Origin of the sequence: Vogesella fluminis (assembly GCF_014652335.1) — a bacterium.
Lineage (GTDB): Bacteria > Pseudomonadota > Gammaproteobacteria > Burkholderiales > Chromobacteriaceae > Vogesella > Vogesella fluminis.
In genome coordinates this window covers 1-17,680 of sequence record NZ_BMYP01000047.1, presented here as the reverse complement: position 1 = coordinate 17,680, position 17,680 = coordinate 1, and the positions used below count along the sequence as shown (strand labels likewise).

The 17,680-nt window shown below is 67.3% G+C and carries 17 protein-coding genes and 1 pseudogene; 7 read left to right on the top strand and 11 right to left on the bottom strand.

From position 1 onward, the window contains the following. Positions 1-154 precede the first annotated feature (154 nt). From IE083_RS13955 to IE083_RS13930, 6 genes are all read right to left on the bottom strand, one after another. On the bottom strand, positions 155-574 hold the full coding sequence (locus tag IE083_RS13955; RefSeq protein ID WP_189354562.1) for a MarR family winged helix-turn-helix transcriptional regulator: 420 nt from the start codon (positions 572-574) through the stop codon (positions 155-157). 62 nt (positions 575-636) lie between these two features. Beyond that, on the bottom strand, positions 637-1,014 hold the full coding sequence (gene speD, locus IE083_RS13950; RefSeq protein WP_189354560.1) for an adenosylmethionine decarboxylase: 378 nt from the start codon (positions 1,012-1,014) through the stop codon (positions 637-639). Beyond that, positions 1,011-1,160 (bottom strand): hypothetical protein, encoded by a 150-nt coding sequence (locus tag IE083_RS13945; protein ID WP_189354559.1) that lies wholly within the window; start codon positions 1,158-1,160, stop codon positions 1,011-1,013. Before IE083_RS13945 ends, speD begins: the two co-directional genes overlap by 4 nt. A gap of 1 nt (position 1,161) precedes the next feature. After that, positions 1,162-2,628, bottom strand: coding sequence for a DUF4178 domain-containing protein (locus IE083_RS13940; protein WP_189354557.1), 1,467 nt, complete (start codon positions 2,626-2,628; stop codon positions 1,162-1,164). A gap of 34 nt (positions 2,629-2,662) precedes the next feature. Next, complete coding sequence (locus tag IE083_RS13935; protein WP_229799760.1) at positions 2,663-3,706, bottom strand: SPFH domain-containing protein; 1,044 nt, start codon at positions 3,704-3,706, stop codon at positions 2,663-2,665. A gap of 60 nt (positions 3,707-3,766) precedes the next feature. Next, positions 3,767-4,168: a DUF350 domain-containing protein gene (locus tag IE083_RS13930; RefSeq protein ID WP_189354553.1), complete on the bottom strand. Its 402-nt coding sequence runs from the start codon at positions 4,166-4,168 to the stop codon at positions 3,767-3,769. Positions 4,169-4,232: 64 nt separating this feature from the next. Here IE083_RS13930 and IE083_RS13925 point away from each other — a divergent pair, with 64 nt between their 5' ends. Further along, positions 4,233-5,744, top strand: coding sequence for a polyamine aminopropyltransferase (locus IE083_RS13925; RefSeq protein ID WP_189354551.1), 1,512 nt, complete (start codon positions 4,233-4,235; stop codon positions 5,742-5,744). Then, positions 5,745-7,340, top strand: a complete 1,596-nt coding sequence (locus IE083_RS13920) for an NAD(P)-binding protein (protein ID WP_189354550.1) — start codon at positions 5,745-5,747, stop codon at positions 7,338-7,340. It abuts the gene before it with no gap. A gap of 24 nt (positions 7,341-7,364) precedes the next feature. Here IE083_RS13920 and IE083_RS13915 read toward each other — a convergent pair whose 3' ends face one another. Continuing rightward, positions 7,365-8,138, bottom strand: coding sequence for a response regulator (locus IE083_RS13915; protein WP_189354548.1), 774 nt, complete (start codon positions 8,136-8,138; stop codon positions 7,365-7,367). A 169-nt stretch (positions 8,139-8,307) separates the two neighbouring features. On the opposite strand from IE083_RS13915, the gene IE083_RS13910 reads away from it, so the two are divergent. Then, positions 8,308-8,850, top strand: a complete 543-nt coding sequence (locus IE083_RS13910) for a hypothetical protein (protein ID WP_189354546.1) — start codon at positions 8,308-8,310, stop codon at positions 8,848-8,850. 20 nt (positions 8,851-8,870) lie between these two features. Here the strand turns inward: IE083_RS13910 and IE083_RS13905 are convergent, their stop codons facing one another. From IE083_RS13905 to IE083_RS13895, 3 genes are all read right to left on the bottom strand, one after another. Further along, entirely contained in the window at positions 8,871-9,542 is a 672-nt protein-coding gene (locus IE083_RS13905; RefSeq protein WP_189354545.1) for a flagellar basal body L-ring protein FlgH, read from the bottom strand. Between the two features lie 184 nt (positions 9,543-9,726). Beyond that, on the bottom strand, positions 9,727-10,134 hold the full coding sequence (locus IE083_RS13900) for a VOC family protein (RefSeq protein ID WP_189354543.1): 408 nt from the start codon (positions 10,132-10,134) through the stop codon (positions 9,727-9,729). 61 nt (positions 10,135-10,195) lie between these two features. Beyond that, entirely contained in the window at positions 10,196-12,049 is a 1,854-nt protein-coding gene (locus tag IE083_RS13895; RefSeq protein WP_189354541.1) for a sigma-54-dependent Fis family transcriptional regulator, read from the bottom strand. A gap of 272 nt (positions 12,050-12,321) precedes the next feature. Here IE083_RS13895 and adh point away from each other — a divergent pair, with 272 nt between their 5' ends. The 4 genes and pseudogenes from adh to IE083_RS16065 all read left to right on the top strand — a co-directional run bounded on the left by adh (position 12,322) and on the right by IE083_RS16065 (position 17,431). Then, positions 12,322-13,836 carry an aldehyde dehydrogenase gene (gene adh / locus IE083_RS13890; protein ID WP_189354539.1) on the top strand — a complete coding sequence of 505 codons (1,515 nt, stop codon included), beginning with the start codon at positions 12,322-12,324 and terminating at the stop codon, positions 13,834-13,836. Positions 13,837-13,991: 155 nt separating this feature from the next. Then, the gene (gene yiaY, locus IE083_RS13885; protein WP_189354537.1) at positions 13,992-15,143 is read left to right on the top strand and encodes an L-threonine dehydrogenase; all 1,152 of its coding nucleotides are present in this window, start codon (positions 13,992-13,994) and stop codon (positions 15,141-15,143) included. A gap of 125 nt (positions 15,144-15,268) precedes the next feature. Then, positions 15,269-16,615 (top strand): annotated as a pseudogene (locus tag IE083_RS16070) (FIST signal transduction protein); the annotation flags it as partial. A 159-nt stretch (positions 16,616-16,774) separates the two neighbouring features. After that, positions 16,775-17,431, top strand: a complete 657-nt coding sequence (locus IE083_RS16065; protein WP_373295194.1) for a methyl-accepting chemotaxis protein — start codon at positions 16,775-16,777, stop codon at positions 17,429-17,431. A 63-nt stretch (positions 17,432-17,494) separates the two neighbouring features. On the opposite strand, the gene IE083_RS15865 is transcribed toward IE083_RS16065, so the two are convergent. Further along, positions 17,495-17,680 (bottom strand): hypothetical protein (locus tag IE083_RS15865; protein WP_229799758.1); only part of this gene is annotated, 186 nt, incomplete at its 5' end.

Below are 17,680 nucleotides of genomic sequence, written 5' to 3'. Positions count from 1 at the left end.
AAACGGCCCTGCGTTTCACTATTCCGCCTTCGGGCAGGCCCAAGTCCGACAGGCTGCTAGGAAGCCGGCCAGTGCAATCAGGAGCAGGGTTTTCAGTACTTTCATAATCCTTCCTATTGTTAGCATGCAAACTATTAATCAAGCCTTGAGGCTATCAGGCAAAGTTCTGGCGGATTCTGCGCAGCAGCTCTTTCAGCAGCAGGATTTCTCCCTCGTTGAAACCTTGGGCTGCCCTGGCGTTGACGTGTTGTGCCAAGGCCGGTAATGCGGCAAACAAGGTTTTACCGGCATCGCTCAGATAGAGTTCTATGGCGCGCTGATCAAAGTTTGACCGGCGCCGGAGAATCAGCTCTCGCTTTTCAAGCCGGCTGACAATGCCACTGGTTGTGGGTTTGTCGTAGCCTAGCTGACTGGCAAGCTCCGTCATGCCGATACCGGGTGTGTGGCTTACTCTTGCCATAACGGCCCACTGCGGGGCCGTGAGACCATAGGGGGCCAGGTGGTTTTCGAGTGCTGCCCGCATGTCTGTTGCACTGCGATTTAGCAGGAAACCCAAGCTGTCGTCGATATCCATTATGACAATATTGTATGCATGCTAACTAAAAGTCAATCGGCGATCGTCGTTTGCGATGGACTTCAGATCGCATGTCTGACGGGAGCCGTTTCCCCAACATTGCCACGCGCCACGCAGCGCTGTTCGATGCGGCCAACCTGCAGCCGCTGTTGCAGCACCGCCAGCGCGGCCTGATGCGCGGCCTGGCCGCACAGGAACAGGTCGACGGCGGCGTAGCCGTGTTCCGGCCAGGTGTGGATGCTGATGTGCGACTCGGCCAGCAGCAGCACGCCGGTGACGCCCTGGCCGGGGCCGAAATGGTGGAAGTGGCCGGCCAGCACGTGCGCGCCGGCGGCACGGGCGGCGGCATGCAGCGCCCGTTCCACCGCGGCGGCGTCGGCCAGCGCGGCCGCCGGGCAGTCGTAGAGGTCGGCCAGCAGGTGTTCGCCGAGGTGGCTCATTTGTGGCCGCCGAAGAAGCCACCGCCGCCAGAATGGCCGCTGCTGCTGCGATAGCTGCCGCCATCGTCGCTGTTGGCGGTGTAGTTGATCAGCGTGCTGACCAGCACGATTGCGGCGCAGTACAGCAGATAGGTCAGGCGGCTCATGTCAGCTTTCCAGCGGCAGCAACAGGATGACGGAGGCGATGAAGCAGATGCCGATGATCTCGCTGCTGTCGCCGGTCAGCAGCAGCGGTACATTGAGCAGCCATAGCAGCGCCACGGCGCCGTAGCCGAGCGGGCGCAAGGCGGCCTTGCCGGCGGCAGTGCCCGCGCTGCGGAAGGCCGATACCAGCGGGGCGTCCTTGCCGAACCAGCGCGCCATGTCCTGGTCGCTGACCTTGCGGCTGCTGCTCCAGGTGAGCTTCTGCGGGCTCTGTTCGCTGGCCAGCAGGGTGTTGCTGTCGCGGCTCTGGTATTCGTTGAGGATCACGCTGTCGCCGAGACGGGCGCGCCACGGGAAGGCGCCGGCGGCATAGTCTATCCTGGCCAGGTAGGGCGGATAGCGCGCGCCGAAGCGCTGCTTGCCCCACAGCGCGTACTCCGCGGTGGCCTCGTCCACCCACACGTCCATCAGCGCGCCCAGCCACCAGCCGTCGCCGGTTTCGGTCAGCCAGCGGAAGCCCTGCTGCGGCTCGTACAGCAGGTACTCGTTCCAGCGGCTGTCGCGATCCGCGCTTTCCACCCAGCCCAGCAGGCCGATGATGGTCCAGGTCTTGCCGTCTATGGTGGCTTCGCTGCCGTTGGCCAGCGTAAAGCGCAGCATGCTGCCCTGCACGCTCTGGTGCTGGCGCAGCACGGTGGCGCGCTCGCCCTGGATGTCGACCTCGCTGCCGCAGGCCGGGCAGTTGAGGTGGGTGGCGGTGCCGGCACGGTAGTCGAGGCCGGCGCCGCACTGCGGGCAGTCCAGCCGCTGCATGCTGCCCTTGAGCTTGCCGGTGGCGGCCTCGATCATGCGCTCGTCGCGCAGGCGCTGCATGTTCAGCTGTTTGAGGGTGACGGCCTCGCCCAGATACAGCTGCGGCGGCGGGCCGTCGCTGTAGTCCAGGGTCAGGAAGTGGCCGCCGCTGCGGGCGTCGGCCACCGGTGCGTCGTAGCCGGGTTGCAGCCGGCGCGGCAGTTCGCCCTCGCCGGCGACGCAGCGCGCCTGGCGGATGTCGCTGAAAATGAAGTGGCGGTTGTCCTGCTGCCAGCCCTGGCCGGCGCGCAGCTGGTCGAAAGGCGGGGCCGTGTCGCTCCTGCCCTGCGCCCGGGTCAGCACGTACTGGCCGACGCTTTCCGCCAGCCAGGCGCTTTCGCCGTCGTCGAACAGCACGTGCCACTCGTTCCAGCTGCCGGCATCAAAGGCCAGCTGGATGCGGCCCACCACGGTGAACTGGCGGCCGTGCCAGATGCCTGCGCTGGCGATCTGCAGCGGCGAGTAGTCATCCAGCAGCGCGGCCATCTTGCCGATGTCGCGCACGCTGTCCGCATCGCGCAGCAGGGTGCTCTGGCAATACGGGCACACCGCCAGCACCGAGCTGGTGGCGTGGAAGCGCACTTCGGCGCCGCAGGCGGGGCAGGCGACGCGGTACATCAGGCAGGGTTGGCCGCAGGCTGGTTGATCATGCTCAGCCCACCAGCTTCTTCAATACGTCGGCCTTGGCCGTATCGTAGTCGGTCTGGGTGATCAGGCCGCCATCCAGCAGCGCCTTGAGCTGCGCCAGCTTGGCCTGCGGGCTGTCGCCGGCATCGGCGGGCGGCACGGCGGGGGCGTCGGCGGCGGGGGCGTCGGCGGCGGGGGCGGCAGCCGCCGGCTGCAGCGTCTGCTGCATGGCCTGGGTCATGATCTGGCCGACGCCGACCCCGGCGGCCAGGCCGGCGCCGATGCCGGCCAGGCCGCCCTCGTTCTGCGCCGCCAGCGGGATGGCTTCCGCCGCCTGGTAGCGGGTGTACTGGCCGAGGTCGCCCGCCATGCCCATCGCGATGCGCTTGTCGATGGCCTTCTGCAGCTCTTCCGGCAGCGAGATGTTCTCCACCGCGAAGCTGTCCAGCGCCACGCCGTAGCGCGCGAACACCGGCAGCAGCGCCGTTTTGATGGTGTCGGCCATCAGGCCCTGGTTGGCCGCCATGTCCAGGAAGGGCACGGCGCTGCCGCCCAGGGTGCTGGCCATGGTGGCGACCACCTGGTTGCGCAGCTGCTGCTCCAGATCGTCCACGGTGTAGCTGTCGCGGGTGCCGCTGACCTCGCCGTAGAACAGCTTGGGGTCGGTGATGCGGTAGCTGTAGATGCCGAAGGCGCGCAGGCGCACCATGCCGAAGTCCTTGTCGCGCAGCGTCACCGGCTGCGGCGTGCCCCACTTGCGGCCCAGCTGCAGGCGGGTGCTGAAGAACACCAGGTCGGACTTGAACGGCGATTCGAACAGCTTGTCCCAGTGCTGCAGGTAGGTGAGCACCGGCAGCGTCTGGGTGGTGAGCTTGTACATGCCGGGGCCGAACACGTCGGCGATCTTGCCCTCGTTGATGAACACCGCCATCTGCGATTCGCGCACCGTCAGGCTGGCGCCGTACTGGATTTCGTTGTCCTGCATCGGGTAGCGCCAGGCCAGCACGCCGTCGCCCTCCTCCTGCCATTCCAGGATGTCGATGAACTGCTTGGAAATGAAGGAAAACAGACTCATGGCGAAGACTCCATCAAGGTTGGCCGCAGTGCGGGCCGCCTGCGGCAGGCGGGATCAGGACAGGCTGCCGGCGTTGAGCACGCCCACCGCCAGCTGCACGCTGCCGGCCAAGAGGCCCATCGCGGTGTTGTTGTCCTGCAGCGCCTGCTGCAGGTCGCGCACGCAGCGCGACAGCAGCATGTGCACCACGATCTGCACCAGCAGCGCCAACACGCCCCACAGCAGGAAGCTGTGCAGGGTGTTCAGGTGCCAGGCGCTGGAGGCCAGTGTCAGCGAGAAGCCCAGCAGCGCGCCGCCGAAGGACAGCGCCGCCGCCTGGTTGTGCTGGCGGATCAGCTGCATCTCGTTCAGCGGCGTCACGCGGCAGTACAGCATGGTGAACAGCGCCAGCAGCAAGGCGCCGCTGCCGACATAGGACAGGTAGGCCAACAGGGCAGGCAGGAAGGCAGTCGACATGTGCAGCGTCCTTGGCAGGCTTGGGCAATAATGGCCATTCTACCCACGTTTCATGAGTGCCGGCATGCGCGATCGTCTGCTTATCCTGTCCGTTTTTGTGGTGGCATCCTGCGGCCTCGCCTACGAGCTGATCGCCGGCGCGCTGGCCAGCTACCTGCTGGGCGACTCGGTGCTGCAGTTCTCGTCCATCATCGGCTGCTACCTGTTTGCCATGGGCGTCGGCTCGCACCTGTCGCAGTACGTAAAAGACGAGCGCGTGCTGGACACCTTCATCGAGATCGAGCTCTTGGTGGCGCTGCTGGGCGGGCTGTCGGCCAGCACGCTGTTCGCGGTGTTTGCCTGGAGTGGCGAATCGTTCCGCCTCACCCTGTACGCGCTGGTGTTCCTCACCGGCGCCATGGTGGGCATGGAGATTCCGCTGGTGATGCGCGCGCTGAACCAGCGCCAGCAGCGCTTCGCCGAGCTGGTCAGCCGCGTGCTCACCTTCGATTACCTCGGCGCACTGGCGGTGTCGCTCTTGTTCCCCATCGTGCTGGCGCCGCGGCTGGGCCTGGCGCGCTCGGCGCTGCTGTTCGGCCTGTCCAATGTGGCGGTGGCGCTGTGGACCTGCCGCGTGTTCCGCGGCGAGCTGTTGCGGCCAACCTTGCAGTACCTGCGCAGCCTGCTGGTGCTCTTGGTGCTGGGGGGCGGCTTCATCGCCGCCGACGAGCTGACGCAATGGAACGAGAAGGCCATCTACGGCGACGACGTGATCCACGCCGAAACCACGCCCTACCAGCGCCTGGTGCTGACGCGCTGGAAGGGCGACCTGCGCCTGTACATCAACGGCAACCTGCAGTTTTCCAGCCGCGACGAGCACCGCTACCACGAGGCGCTGGTGCACCCGGTGCTGGGCGCGCTGCCGTGGGCGCGGCGGGTGCTGATCCTGGGCGGCGGCGACGGCCTGGCGGCGCGCGAGGTGCTGAAATACCGCAATGTGCAGCACATCACGCTGGTGGACCTGGACCCGGCGATGACCGGCCTGTTCGCGCGCTCGGCGCCGCTGACGGCGCTCAACGGCGGCTCGCTCAGGAACCCGCGTCTGCGCGTGGTCAACGACGACGCCGCGCGCTGGCTGGAGCACAATGGCGAGGTGTTCGACGCCATCATCGTCGACTTTCCCGATCCGTCCAGCTTTGCGCTGGGCAAGCTGTACTCGGTGCCGATGTACCGGCTGCTGTCGCGCCATCTGGCCGACAACGGGCTGGTGGTGGTGCAGTCGACCTCGCCCTACCACGCGCCGCGCTCGTACTGGAGCATCAACGCCACGCTGCAGGCGGCCGGGCTGGCCACCACGCCCTACCACGCCTACGTGCCGTCCTTCGGCGAGTGGGGCTTCATCCTCGCCGCCCACCACCCCGGCTACACGCCGCCGCAGGCCTACCGCGTGCCGCTGACCTTCCTCGACCGCGAGGCCACGCGGCAGATGTTCTTCTTCCCGCCCGACATGCGGCCGTGGCGGGTGGCACCCAACCAGCTCAATGACCAGCGCCTGGTGCACTACTTCGAGCAGGACTGGTCGCAGGTGATCCGCTAGATGCAACGGCGCGATTTCCTGCGCATCGCCGCCGCGCTGGCCGGCCTGCCCTTGCTGAGTGGTTGCCGGCAGGTACTGGGTTGGGGCCTGCCGATCGAGGTGCTGCGCCCCGGCATGGCCGCCGGCCACCGCCTGCGCGACGCCAGCGCGTTGCCGCCGCCGCGCGGCACGCGCCGCGTGGATACCGTCATCGTCGGCAGCGGCGTGGCCGGCCTGTTTGCCGGCTGGCGGCTGGCGCGCGAGGGCTACCGCGACTTCGTGCTGCTGAACGGGCCGGAACCGGACGGCAACGCCGCCGGCGGTGCCTTCGGCGAGTGGCGCTACCCCACCGGCGCGCACTACCTGCCGCTGCCCTCGCCCGAGTCGGTGCACGTGCGCGAGTTGCTGGCCGAGATGGGCGTGATCGAGGCCGGCGGCGACAGCCTGCGGCCAACCTTTGACGAGCGGGTGCTGGTGCACGCGCCGGACGAGCGGCTGTGGCGCGACGGCCAGTGGCAGGACGGCCTGCTGCCGCGCGGCCTCGGCGCCGACGACGACGCGCAGCAGCGGCGCTTCCTGCTTCACGTGAAACAATTGCAGCAACAGCACGGCGCCGACGGCCGGCGCGTGTTCACCGTGCCCACCGCGCTGGCCTCAACCGACCCGGCCTGGCGTGCGCTCGATCAGCAAAGCTTTGCCGCCTGGCTGGCGGCGCACGGCTACACCGCGCCCGGCCTGCTGTGGTACCTGGACTACTGCTGCCGCGACGACTACGGCAGCACGCTGGCGCACACCTCGGCCTGGGCCGGCCTGCACTACTTTGCCGCCCGCGGCGGCCAGGCGGCCAACGCCGAAGACGGCGCGGTGCTCACCTGGCCGGACGGGCTGAACCCGCTGCTGCGCCATATGCGCGTGCGCATCGGCGCCGAACGGCAGCTTCCCGGCGCCGCCTGGCGCATCCGGCAGCAGGGCCGGCAGGTGCAGGTGGACTACATCGATACCGGCGGCGCGCAGCGGCTGCTGGCGCGGCGCGTGATCGTGGCCACGCCGCTGCACGTCGCCTGGCACCTGCTGCTGCCGCTGGCCGGGCTGGGTTTTCAGCGCGCGCACCTGCCGCCGCGCGCGCCGTGGCTGGTGGGCAATGTGCTGCTGGACCGCTTCCCGAAAGAGCCCGAAACGTCACCGCTGGCCTGGGACAATGTGGTGTACGGTAGCGCGAGCCTGGGCTACGTGGTGGCCACCCACCAGCTGATCCGCGCCGCGCTGCCCGAGCGCACCGTGTTCACCACCTACCACGCCTTTGCCGAGGCCGACCCGGCCGCCCGCCGGCAATGGTTGGCCGCAGCCAGCGCCGACGATTTGTTTGCGCAGGCGATGCAGGACCTGTACACCGTGTACGGCGCGCGCCTGCGCCGCCACCTGCTGGCCGCCCGCCTCACCGTGCGCGCCCACGCCATGGCCAGCCCGCAGCCGGGCTTTCTGGCCAACGCCGGCCTGGCCGCCTTGCGCGCCGTCGACGGCCCCATCCTGTTCGCGCATGCGGATTTGTCCGGCCTGTCGCTGTTCGAGGAGGCGGCGTGGTGGGGTGACGTGGCGGCGCGCAGGGTGCTGGGCTGATGCGGCCAACGTTGGCCGCATGATTCACAGGCAGCTGGTCGCCGCGTCCAGGATATAGCCCTCGCCGCGCACGGTGCGGATCAGGCGCGGGTTGCGCGGGTCGTCCTGCAGCTTGTGGCGCAGGCGCGAGATCAGGATGTCGATGCTGCGGTCGAAGGCGTCGACGGTGCAGCCGCGGGTCAGGTCCAGCAGCAGCTCGCGGTCGAGGATGGTGCGCGGCCGCTGCAGCAGCACCGACAGCAGGCGGAATTCGGCGTTGGACAGCGGGATCACCACGCCCTGCTTGTCCTGCAGCTGGCGCAGGCCGACATTGAGCCGCCAGTCGCCGAACTGGATCTGGCGCGGCGGCTTGTCGCTGCCGAGGCTGGCGGCCGGCTGGCGCCCGGCCTGGGTGCGGCGCAGCACCGAGTGGATGCGCGCCACCAGCTCGCGGATGTCGAACGGCTTGCTGACGAAGTCGTCGGCGCCCACTTCCAGGCTGATGATGCGTTCGATCGGCTCGCCGTGGGCGCTGATCATCAGGATCGGCACCGCGGACTGGCTGCGGATCTCCTTGCACAGCGTCAGCCCGCTTTCGCCGGGCAGCATCAGGTCGAGCACGATGACGTCGAACGGGCGGCTGGCCATCGCCTCGCGCATGGCGCGGCCATCGCCGACGCCGACGCAGCTCATTGCGTAGCCGTGCAGGTACTGGCAGATCAGGCTGCGGATGTCTTCGTCGTCGTCCACCACCAGCACGTGCAGCATGGCAGGCGCGGCGCCGGGGGCGACGGTAAGGGCGGGACTGCTGGAGATCATGGGGTCAGGGCCTGCGCCGGAACTCGATCGCGCCAGCTTAAACAGCGGCTGCAACGCCGGTGTGTGCGTTGTGTACGGGAATGGATACAAAGCGGCAAACTGCCCGCTACATCGCCGCGCGTAGACTGCCGGCTGGCTCTCCCTCATGCCGCGCCGCGCGGCCGTCCCCATGCCCCACTCCTGCCCGCCCTTCGTCCGCCTCGGCCTGCTGCTGGCCTGCGCCAGCCTCGGCGGCTGCATCACCGTCCAGGCGCTGCCCAACCCGGTGCGCGAGGTGTTCACCTTCGGCTTTTCCACCGCCACCGAGATGCAGGCCATGGCGGAAAAGGAACGCCAGGCCAGCGAGTGGCGGCTGGCACCCTACCCGCAGCTGTGCATCGAGTGGAACGAGCGGGTGACGGTGCCGGACTTCCTGCGCGTGGTGGAGGACGGCCTGCGCCGCCGCGGCGTGGCCAGCCAGGTGTACGCGCCAGGCACCCTGCCCGCCGGCTGCGTGGTGCTCAGCTACACCGCCAGCCGCGCCTGGGAACAGGATTTTGCCTACATGAGCCACGCCACGCTGGCGCTGCGCAAGGACGGCAACGTGCTGGCCAAGGTGGAGTACGAGCCGCGCCGCCTCGGCTTCGACAAGTGGGCCAGCACCGAGGCCAAGCTGATCTTCCTGATCGACCAGCTGCTGTTCAGCGGTGGCGGCCCGCGCGACGCGCGCTAGGGCTGCGGCCAACCTTGTGCTCAGTACAGGTTGATCGCGGCACCGAACAGCAACTGCACCCACGCCAGCACGCCGGCGTCCAGCGGCAGGTTCTGGTTGACCTGGTCCAGCCGCGCGTTGATCACGTACTTCGACGAGATGCGGTTGCCGGGCAGGATGTGATTGCCATCGACGATGCCGGAGAAGCGCAGCACGCTCTGCTTGCCGTTGACCAGCACCGCCTTGTCGCCGCCGACCACCAGATAGCCGTTGGGCAGCACGTCCAGCACCGACACCATGACGTTGCCGTTGACCTTGTTGCTGTTCTTGACGCTGCTCTGGCCGCTGTCGTTGATGCTGTAGTCGGAATCGACCTCGACCTCGAACAGCTGCTTGATCAGCCCCGGCATGGTGTGCAGCGCGCCGGGGCCCTTGATGCTGGTGGCGCCGCTGGCCTTGTCGTTCAGCTGCCGGCTGCTGCTGCTGCTGACGTCCTCCTCGATGGTGACCACGATGCTGTCGCCGACGTGCTTGGCGATCTGGGTCTCGAAGAACAGCCGCGCGGTGGCCGGATTGAAGATGCCGCCGCCGCTGTCCTGTGTCAGCAGCGGCCGCAATTGCGGGTAGCTGCTGGTCGGCAGCTGTACCACCGATGGCGTGGTGCAGGCTGCCAGCAGTGGCAGCGTCAACAGCAGGGAGGCGACACGGTTCATGGCTCGGGTCCGGGCAGTGGCAGACCGCACCATTCAAGCATGCTGCTGTTGTCGCATTGCGGTACTTTCGTTTCCGCCGGTCACAGTCGGCAACACGGCGGCAACAATGACGACACGAATCCGGCAATTGCCGGACAATGCAGGCAGAAGCCTGCCGCGGCCAACGTTGGCCGCGGGCGCGGGTTCAGACGTGCGGGAAGTCGGGGTTCCACGCCACTTCCCACAGGAAGCCGTCGGCGTCGGCGAAGTAGCCGCTGCGCCCGCCCCAGAACGCGTCCTGCGCCGGCTTGACGATGCGGCCGCCGCGCGCGGCGACCTTGGCCAGCAGCGCGTCCACCTGTTGCGCGCTACGCACATTGTGCGCCAGCGCAAAGCCGGGAAACGCCGCCGGCGGGCTGTCCGCCACGCCGGCATCGGCAGCCAGCGCTGCGCGCGGATACAGTGACAGCCAGGTGTGGCCGAGTTCGAAGAAGGCGACGCCGGCGCCGTCCGGCATCGCGATCTGCGGCAGCTGCAGCACGTCGCGGTAGAAGGCGGTGGCGCGTGCCAGATCGGCGACACCGAGGGTGACAAAGCTCAGTCTTGCTTCCATGCGTGGTACTCCTGATGCCGGGGCTGGCCCGTTTGCGGTTGCCGATGCCGCTGCGCCGGTTTCAGCCCTGGCGCAGGCGGCGGTAGAAGGTGCTGCGGCTGATGCCCAGCGCGCGTGCGGCAGCGCTGGCGTTGCCGCCGTGCTGTTGCAGCAGCCGGGTCAGCTGGCTGTTGTCCGGAGCCGGTTCGGCCTGCTGCGGTTCGCGCAGGGTATCCGGCAGGTGGGCAGGTGTCAGCAATGTGCCGTCGTCGACCAGCGCCAGCAGTGTCTTCAGCAGGTTGTCGAGCTGGCGCAGGTTGCCCGGCCACGGGTAGCGGCGGATGAAGTCGGCCAGCGCCGCCGACAGCGTGACGCCACGGCGCGCGCCGCCGTGCTGCGCCAGCAGGTTGGCCGCAATCTGCGCCACGTCGCCGCGCTCGCGCAGCGGCGGCAGGCGCAGCGGATAGTGGCCGAGGCGGTAGTAGAGGTCGGCGCGGAAGCGGCCGGCGGCGACTTCGTGCTCCAGGTTGCGGTGGGTGGCGGCGACGATGCGCACGTCCACCTTCTGGCCGATGCCGCCACCCAGTGGCACCACCAGCCGTTCCTGCAGCACGCGCAGCAGCCGTGCCTGCAGGCTGGCCGGCATGTCGCCGATCTCGTCGAGGAACAGGATGCCGCCGTCGGCCTCGCGCAGGCGACCACGGGCGCCCTGCTTGCGCGCGCCGGTAAAGGCGCCCTCCTCGTAGCCGAATAGCTCGGCCTCGATCAGCCCCTCCGGAATCGCCGCGCAGTTGACCGCCACCAGCGGCGCGCCGGCGCGGCTGCTGGCGGCGTGCAGCGCCTGCACGAAACGCTCCTTGCCGACGCCGGTTTCGCCCAGGATCAGCACCGGGATGTCGGCCTCCAGCAGCCGTTGCCCACGCTGCAGCAGCCCGTCCGGCAGTGCGCCGGCGTCGTGGCGGCCAACCTTGGCATCCGCAGGCCGTGCGGCGCGCGCAGCGGGGGGCACGCCATCCGCCGGCATGTGTGCTGCGGCCGGCGGGCGCGGCGGCAGCAGCTGCGCCGAATACAGCTGGCCGCCGTGGCGCAGCGAGGCAGTGCCGATGCCGTGGCGGCTGAGCCAGTGTTCCAGGCTCTGTCCGGCCAGTGCGGCAAAGCGGCTGACGCCCAGCGCCGGCCAGTCCAGCCCCAGCGCCGAGAGCGCGGCGCGGTTGGCCGCACGCAGCACGCCGTCGTCGTCGAAGCCGAGGCGGCCGCAGCGCGGCGTGGTCAGCGTGGCGGCATCGGGGGCGAAGCGCAGCTCGAACAGCGTGGCGGCCTGCTCGTCGAACAGGCGCTGCTCGATGTGGCGCACCGCCGCCTGTACTTGCTGCTGCTGCGCGTCGCCCAGCTTGCGCGGCAGGCCGGAGACATCGACCACGCCCAGCAGCTCGCCCTGCGGGCTGACGATGGCGCCGGCGGTGCACGACAGCTGGCGGTTGCGCTCCAGGTAGTGCTCGCTGCCGCGTACCCGCACCGGGCCGCCGAGCACCAGCGCGGTGCCGATGGCATTGGTGCCGCGCACGTCCTCGCGCCAGTCCATGCCCGGCAGCAGCGCCACCCGCTCGGCGCGGTCGAGAAAGGCCGGGTGCCCCATCTGGTCCAGGATCACGCCGTGGCGGTCGGCGACGATCACCACGTGGCCGTCGTCGACCACGCTGTCGAACAGCGCGTCGATCGCCGGCCGCGCCAGCTGCAGCCAGCCGGCGTTTTCCTGCTGCCGGCTGCCGAGGCCGGCGGCATCCAGCTTGTCCGGCAGCCGCAGCCGCGCCGCGGACAGGCCGAGGCCGAGGCAGCGCCGCCACGAGTGCAGGATGGGGCCGGGTACGCTGTTGTCGGGCAGGGTTTCGCCCTCGAAAAAGCGGCGGCGGATTTCGGCTAGCGGCAAGGATGACATGGCGGCTCCGGCTTGTGTCAGTGTGTCGCGACAGTTGTGTCAGGCTGCGACAGCGACAATGGATTCGATGAACCGATTATGCGCGGCTGGCGCTGGCGAACAAGCGTTAAAAAAACAGTACCGATGGCGCAATGCAGCATCGGCACGCGGTGGTGGCCGTTGCGGCAAGGTTGGCCGCACGTTGCGGCGCAGCATCGGAAAATGCTGGCACGCACCGTGCACTGTTGCAGTCACACCCGCTTGAGGTGAGCCAAGACCACAGGAGAGAGAAGATGAGCACCATTACCCCGGCCCAGTACGGCCTGAATTTGAAATCCCGCTACGACAACTTCATTGGTGGCCGCTGGCTGCCGCCGGTCAATGGACGCTACTTCGAAAACCTGACCCCGGTCACCGGCAAGGCGCTGTGCGAGATCGCCCGCTCCGACGAGGCCGACATCGAGCTGGCGCTGGACGCCGCCCACGCGGCCTTCCCGACGTGGGGCAAGACCGATGCGGCGACCCGCGCCAATATCCTGTTGAAGATTGCCGACCGCATGGAGCAGCACCTGCACACGCTGGCCACCGTCGAAACCTTCGACAACGGCAAGCCGATCCGCGAAACCCTGAACGTCGATATGCCGCTCGCCATCGACCATTTCCGCTACTTCGCCGGCTGCCTGCGCGCCCAGGAAGGCAGCATCTCGGAAATCGACGAGAACACCGTCGCCTATCACATCCATGAGCCGCTGGGCGTTGTCGGCCAGATCATTCCGTGGAACTTCCCGATCCTGATGGCGGCGTGGAAGCTGGCCCCGGCCATCGGCGCCGGCAACTGCGTGGTGCTGAAGCCGGCCGAATCGACGCCGCTGTCGATCCTGATCCTGGCCGAGCTGATCGCCGACCTGCTGCCGCCGGGCGTGCTCAACATCGTCAACGGCTTCGGCCGCGAAGCCGGCATGCCGCTGGCCACCTCCAGGCGCATCGCCAAGATCGCCTTCACCGGCTCCACCGCCACCGGCCGCGTCATCGCCCAGGCTGCCGCCGCCAACCTGATCCCGGCCACGCTGGAACTGGGCGGCAAGTCGCCCAACATCTTCTTCGAGGACGTGATGGACAAGGATGACGCCTTCCTCGACAAGGCCATCGAAGGTCTCGTGATGTTCGCCGTCAACCAGGGCGAAGTCTGCACCTGCCCGAGCCGTGCGCTGATCCAGGAATCGATCTACGACAAGTTCATGGAGCGTGCCCTGAAGCGCGTCGCCGCCATCAAGCAGGGTTCGCCGCTCGATACCGAGACGATGATCGGCGCCCAGGCCTCGCAGATGCAGATCGACAAGATCACCCAGTACCTGGCCATCGGCAAGCAGGAAGGCGCCGAAGTGCTGATCGGTGGCGACCGCGCCCAGCTCGGCGGCGAACTGTCCGGCGGCTACTACATCCAGCCGACCCTGTTCAAGGGCCACAACAAGATGCGCATCTTCCAGGAAGAAATCTTCGGCCCGGTGCTGGCCGTGACCACCTTCAAGGACGAAGCCGAAGCGCTGGCCATTGCCAACGACACGGTGTACGGCCTCGGCGCTGGCGTGTGGACCCGCAACGGCAATATCGCCTACCGCATGGGCCGCGCCATCCAAGCCGGCCGCGTGTGGACCAACTGCTACCACGCCTACCCGGCGCACGCCGCCTTCGGCGGCTACAAGGAATCCGGCATCGGTCGTGAAACCCACAAGATGATGCTTGACCACTACCAGCAGACCAAGAATCTGCTGGTCAGCTACAGCGAGGACAAGCTCGGTTTCTTCTGAGACCGGGTCCGGCCCGTGGCGGCGGGGAGCCGTCGCCGCGCGGCAGCAGCATCTGGCCTGTGTTCCGGCGCGGCATGCATGCCGCGCCGGGGCTGGGTTAACCGTCATCCAGGCCGCTATCTTGCGGCGTGCAGATCAAGATTAAAGGGATTGTCATGACTACTACTACCTTCTTCATTCCGCCGGTCAACCTGATCGGCGACGGTTGCCTGAACGATGCGATGCAGGCGATTCGCGGCTACGGCTTCCGCCACGCGCTGATCGTCACCGACGCCGGGCTGGCGCGTGCCGGCGTGGCGGCCAAGGTCGCCGCGCTGTTGCTGGCGCAGGATATCCAGGCCACCATTTTCAATGGCGCACAGCCCAACCCGACAGTTGGCAACGTCGAGGCCGGCCTTGCCCTGCTGCGCGACAAGTGCTGCGATTGCGTGATCTCGCTGGGTGGCGGTTCGCCGCACGACTGTGCCAAGGGCATCGCGCTGGTGGCCACCAACGGCGGCCATATCGGCGACTACGAAGGCGTCGACAAGTCGGCCAAGCCGCAGCTGCCGCTGATCGCCATCAATACCACCGCCGGCACCGCCAGCGAGATGACACGCTTCTGCATCATCACCGACGAGGCACGCCACATCAAAATGGCCATCGTCGACCGCAACGTGACGCCCATCCTGTCGGTCAACGACGCTTCGCTGATGCTGGCCAAGCCGGCGGCACTGACCGCCGCCACCGGCATGGACGCACTGACGCACGCCATCGAGGCCTATGTGTCCACCGCCGCCACCCCGATCACCGATGCCTGCGCCTTGCAGGCGGTAACGCTGATTGCGGCCAACCTGCGTACCGCGGTGCGCAACGGCCAGGACCTGCACGCCCGCGAACAGATGGCCTATGCCCAGTTCCTTGCCGGCATGGCGTTCAATAACGCGTCGCTGGGCTATGTGCACGCGATGGCGCACCAGCTGGGCGGCTTCTACGACCTGCCGCACGGCGTGTGCAATGCGGTGCTGTTGCCGCATGTCGAGGCATTCAATGCCGAAGTCAGTGCCGCGCGGCTGGCGGAGGTGGCGTGTGCAATGGGCGAGGATGTGGCCGGGCTGGATGATGCCGCCGGTGCCGAAGTGTGCCTGTCTGCCATCCGCCGCCTGGCTGCCGATGTCGGCATCCCGGCCGGCCTGACCCAGCTGGGCGTGCGCCATGCCGATATCCCGACCCTGGCCGCCAACGCGCTGAAGGATGCCTGCGGCCTGACCAACCCGCGTCCGGCCAGCCAGACCGAGATCGAGGCCATTTTCCGCGGCGCGATGTAAGTGTGGTGTCCGGCCGGACTGCCGTCCGGCCGTGTTGTCCTGGCAGGCAGGGTCTGGCTCCGCATCAGCTACCCTCCTCCCGGCTATGGTGCCCTTGCCTGCCACTTCCGGGCTGCCGATGTCGCATGACATCGGCAGCCGTTTTTTTGCCCGTCATGCGGCAGCCGCTGTCGCAAATGCCGTCGCAAATGGCAACGCGTGCCGGCAAAACCGCCGGCATTGTTTGTAAAGAAACGGATACGCTCCGATACTTGGCCGATAACGCTTACAACAGCCCAACCGGTGGAGTCACTATGTTGTTCTTCAAGAAGAAAACCCCAGGTCAGGCAGCCCAGGCCGGCAAGCAGACACGGCCGCCACTGCAGAATATCCGTACCGACAACCAGGGCCATGAGCAGGCACTAGCCGCCGCCGCCAGCAACGACGTCCGTCTGGTGCTGGGCTATGTCAACCCTGCGGCCAACCTTGAGCAGCTTGGCCGCACCATCGCCCGTCATTTTCCGCAGGCCAGGATGGTACTGACCACTACCGCCGGCGAGCTGTGCAGCACCGGGTCCGGCGACAGCCTGTACCTGCCGGCAAACGGCCAGTGGCAAAGCATGGTGTTCCAGCTGTTTGACCGCGAGCTGGTGTCGGATGTACAGGTCTCGGCGGTACCGCTCGCCTGCGATGACATCAAGGCCGGCAACCCGGTGCTAAACCATGCCGAGCGCATCGCCAGGCTGCAGGACAGCGTGGCGCGCATCTCGCTGCCGTTTGCCATGCGCCATGACGAAGGCTTCGTGCTGACCCTGGTGGACGGCCTGTCCAACAGCGAAAGCTATCTGCTGGAGGCGCTGTACGAATCCGGCAAGCTGCCGTACCTGTTTGTCGGCGGTTCGGCCGGCGGGCCGCTGGATTTCTCGATGACGCGGCTGTACGACGGCCAGCAGGTGCGCGACGGTCATGCCGTCTTCGCCTTCATCAAGCTGGCCCCCGCATACCGCTACGGCATTTTCAAGAGCCAGAACTTCGAAGACACCGGCACCAGCTTTATCATTGCCGAGGCCAGCACCGAGCTGCGCCGGGTCTATTCGGTACTGAACGAAAAAACCGGCGAGATCCGCAGCGTGCTGGATGCGCTGGCCGGGCACTTCCGTTGCGAGCGCAGCCAGCTGGGCGACAAGCTGCAAAGCCACAGCTTCGGCATCAAGATCAGCGGCGAACACTTCGTGCGCTCGGTGCTGGACATCAACCAGGAGGCCGGCTACCTGCAATTCGCCTGCGACCTGGCCTTTGGCGAGCAGCTGCACCTGCTGCGCAGTGTGGACCTGGCCGAGCGTACCGCGCGCGATTTCGGGCAGTTCAGCCGCGGCAAGCCGCAACCGGTGGGCGGCATCCTCAACGACTGCATCCTGCGCCGCCTCAACAACGCCGGCGCACTGGGCCGCGCCAATGTGTACGGCAATATTCCCACCGCCGGCTTTTCCACTTTCGGCGAACTGCTGGGCGTCAACATCAACCAGACCCTGACCGCGATCTTCTTCTATCCGGCACAAGAGGGGTTCAAGGACGATTTTGTCGATCGCTTCCCGGTGCATTACGCCAGCTTCAAGACCTACTTCTACCGGCGCGAGCTGGAACGCGCGCGCATGATCGGCGAAATGAAGAGCCGCGTCATCGCCGAGCTGAACGGTTACAAGCGCTTTGCCGCCCAGCTGATGGACAGCCTGCCGCTGTTTCGCGACACCACGACCGGGCTGGTATCGCATCTGGGCGTGATCGAAAACGATATCCGCAACTTCGGCAGCGAGATCAACCGCGGGGCGCAGACCGCCGGCACCGTAACCGAGCGCATTACCCTGCTGGAAAAGGATGCGCAGCAGATCGGCGACGTGATGCAGATGATCAAGAAGATTGCGGAACAGACCAACCTGCTGGCGCTGAACGCGGCCATCGAGGCCGCCCGTGCCGGCGAAGCCGGGCGCGGCTTTGCCGTGGTTGCCGACGAGGTGCGCAAGCTGGCCAATACCACGCAGGCGAACCTGGATGCGACCGGCGGCGCGGTGGACAACGTGATGAACGGTGTGCGCGGTATCGGTGGCGACGTGCGCGGCATGGGCAGCCAGGTCAGCGGTTTTGCCAGCGAAATGGGCAAGGTGGTCGATACCCTGCAGCAACTGGCCGGCACGTCGCAGGACAGCAAGCTGCGCGTGGACGAGATGCTGGGCCAGACCGAGGCGCTGTACGAAAAAATGCGCGCGGTAGACAGGGAACTGGATGCCATCCTGAAGCTGGAACAGCAGTAAGAACGGGTTCACGATCTGCTGCGCTTCGTGAAACGTTACACGGTGAGTACGCCTTCGGAATGCTCATTTACGACTTGTAAACTCCGCTTCCTCAGCCGTTTTCGCCTTGTCTCGCGTGAGCGCGCGAGATCGTGAACACGTCCTAAGCATGGCGCAGCGGCCTGCGGCCAACGTTGGCCGCAGCGGCATGATAGCGTCCGTCAAGGTGGTGTAAATTTCAGGGCCGAACTCCGGTCCGGTTTTCCAGGT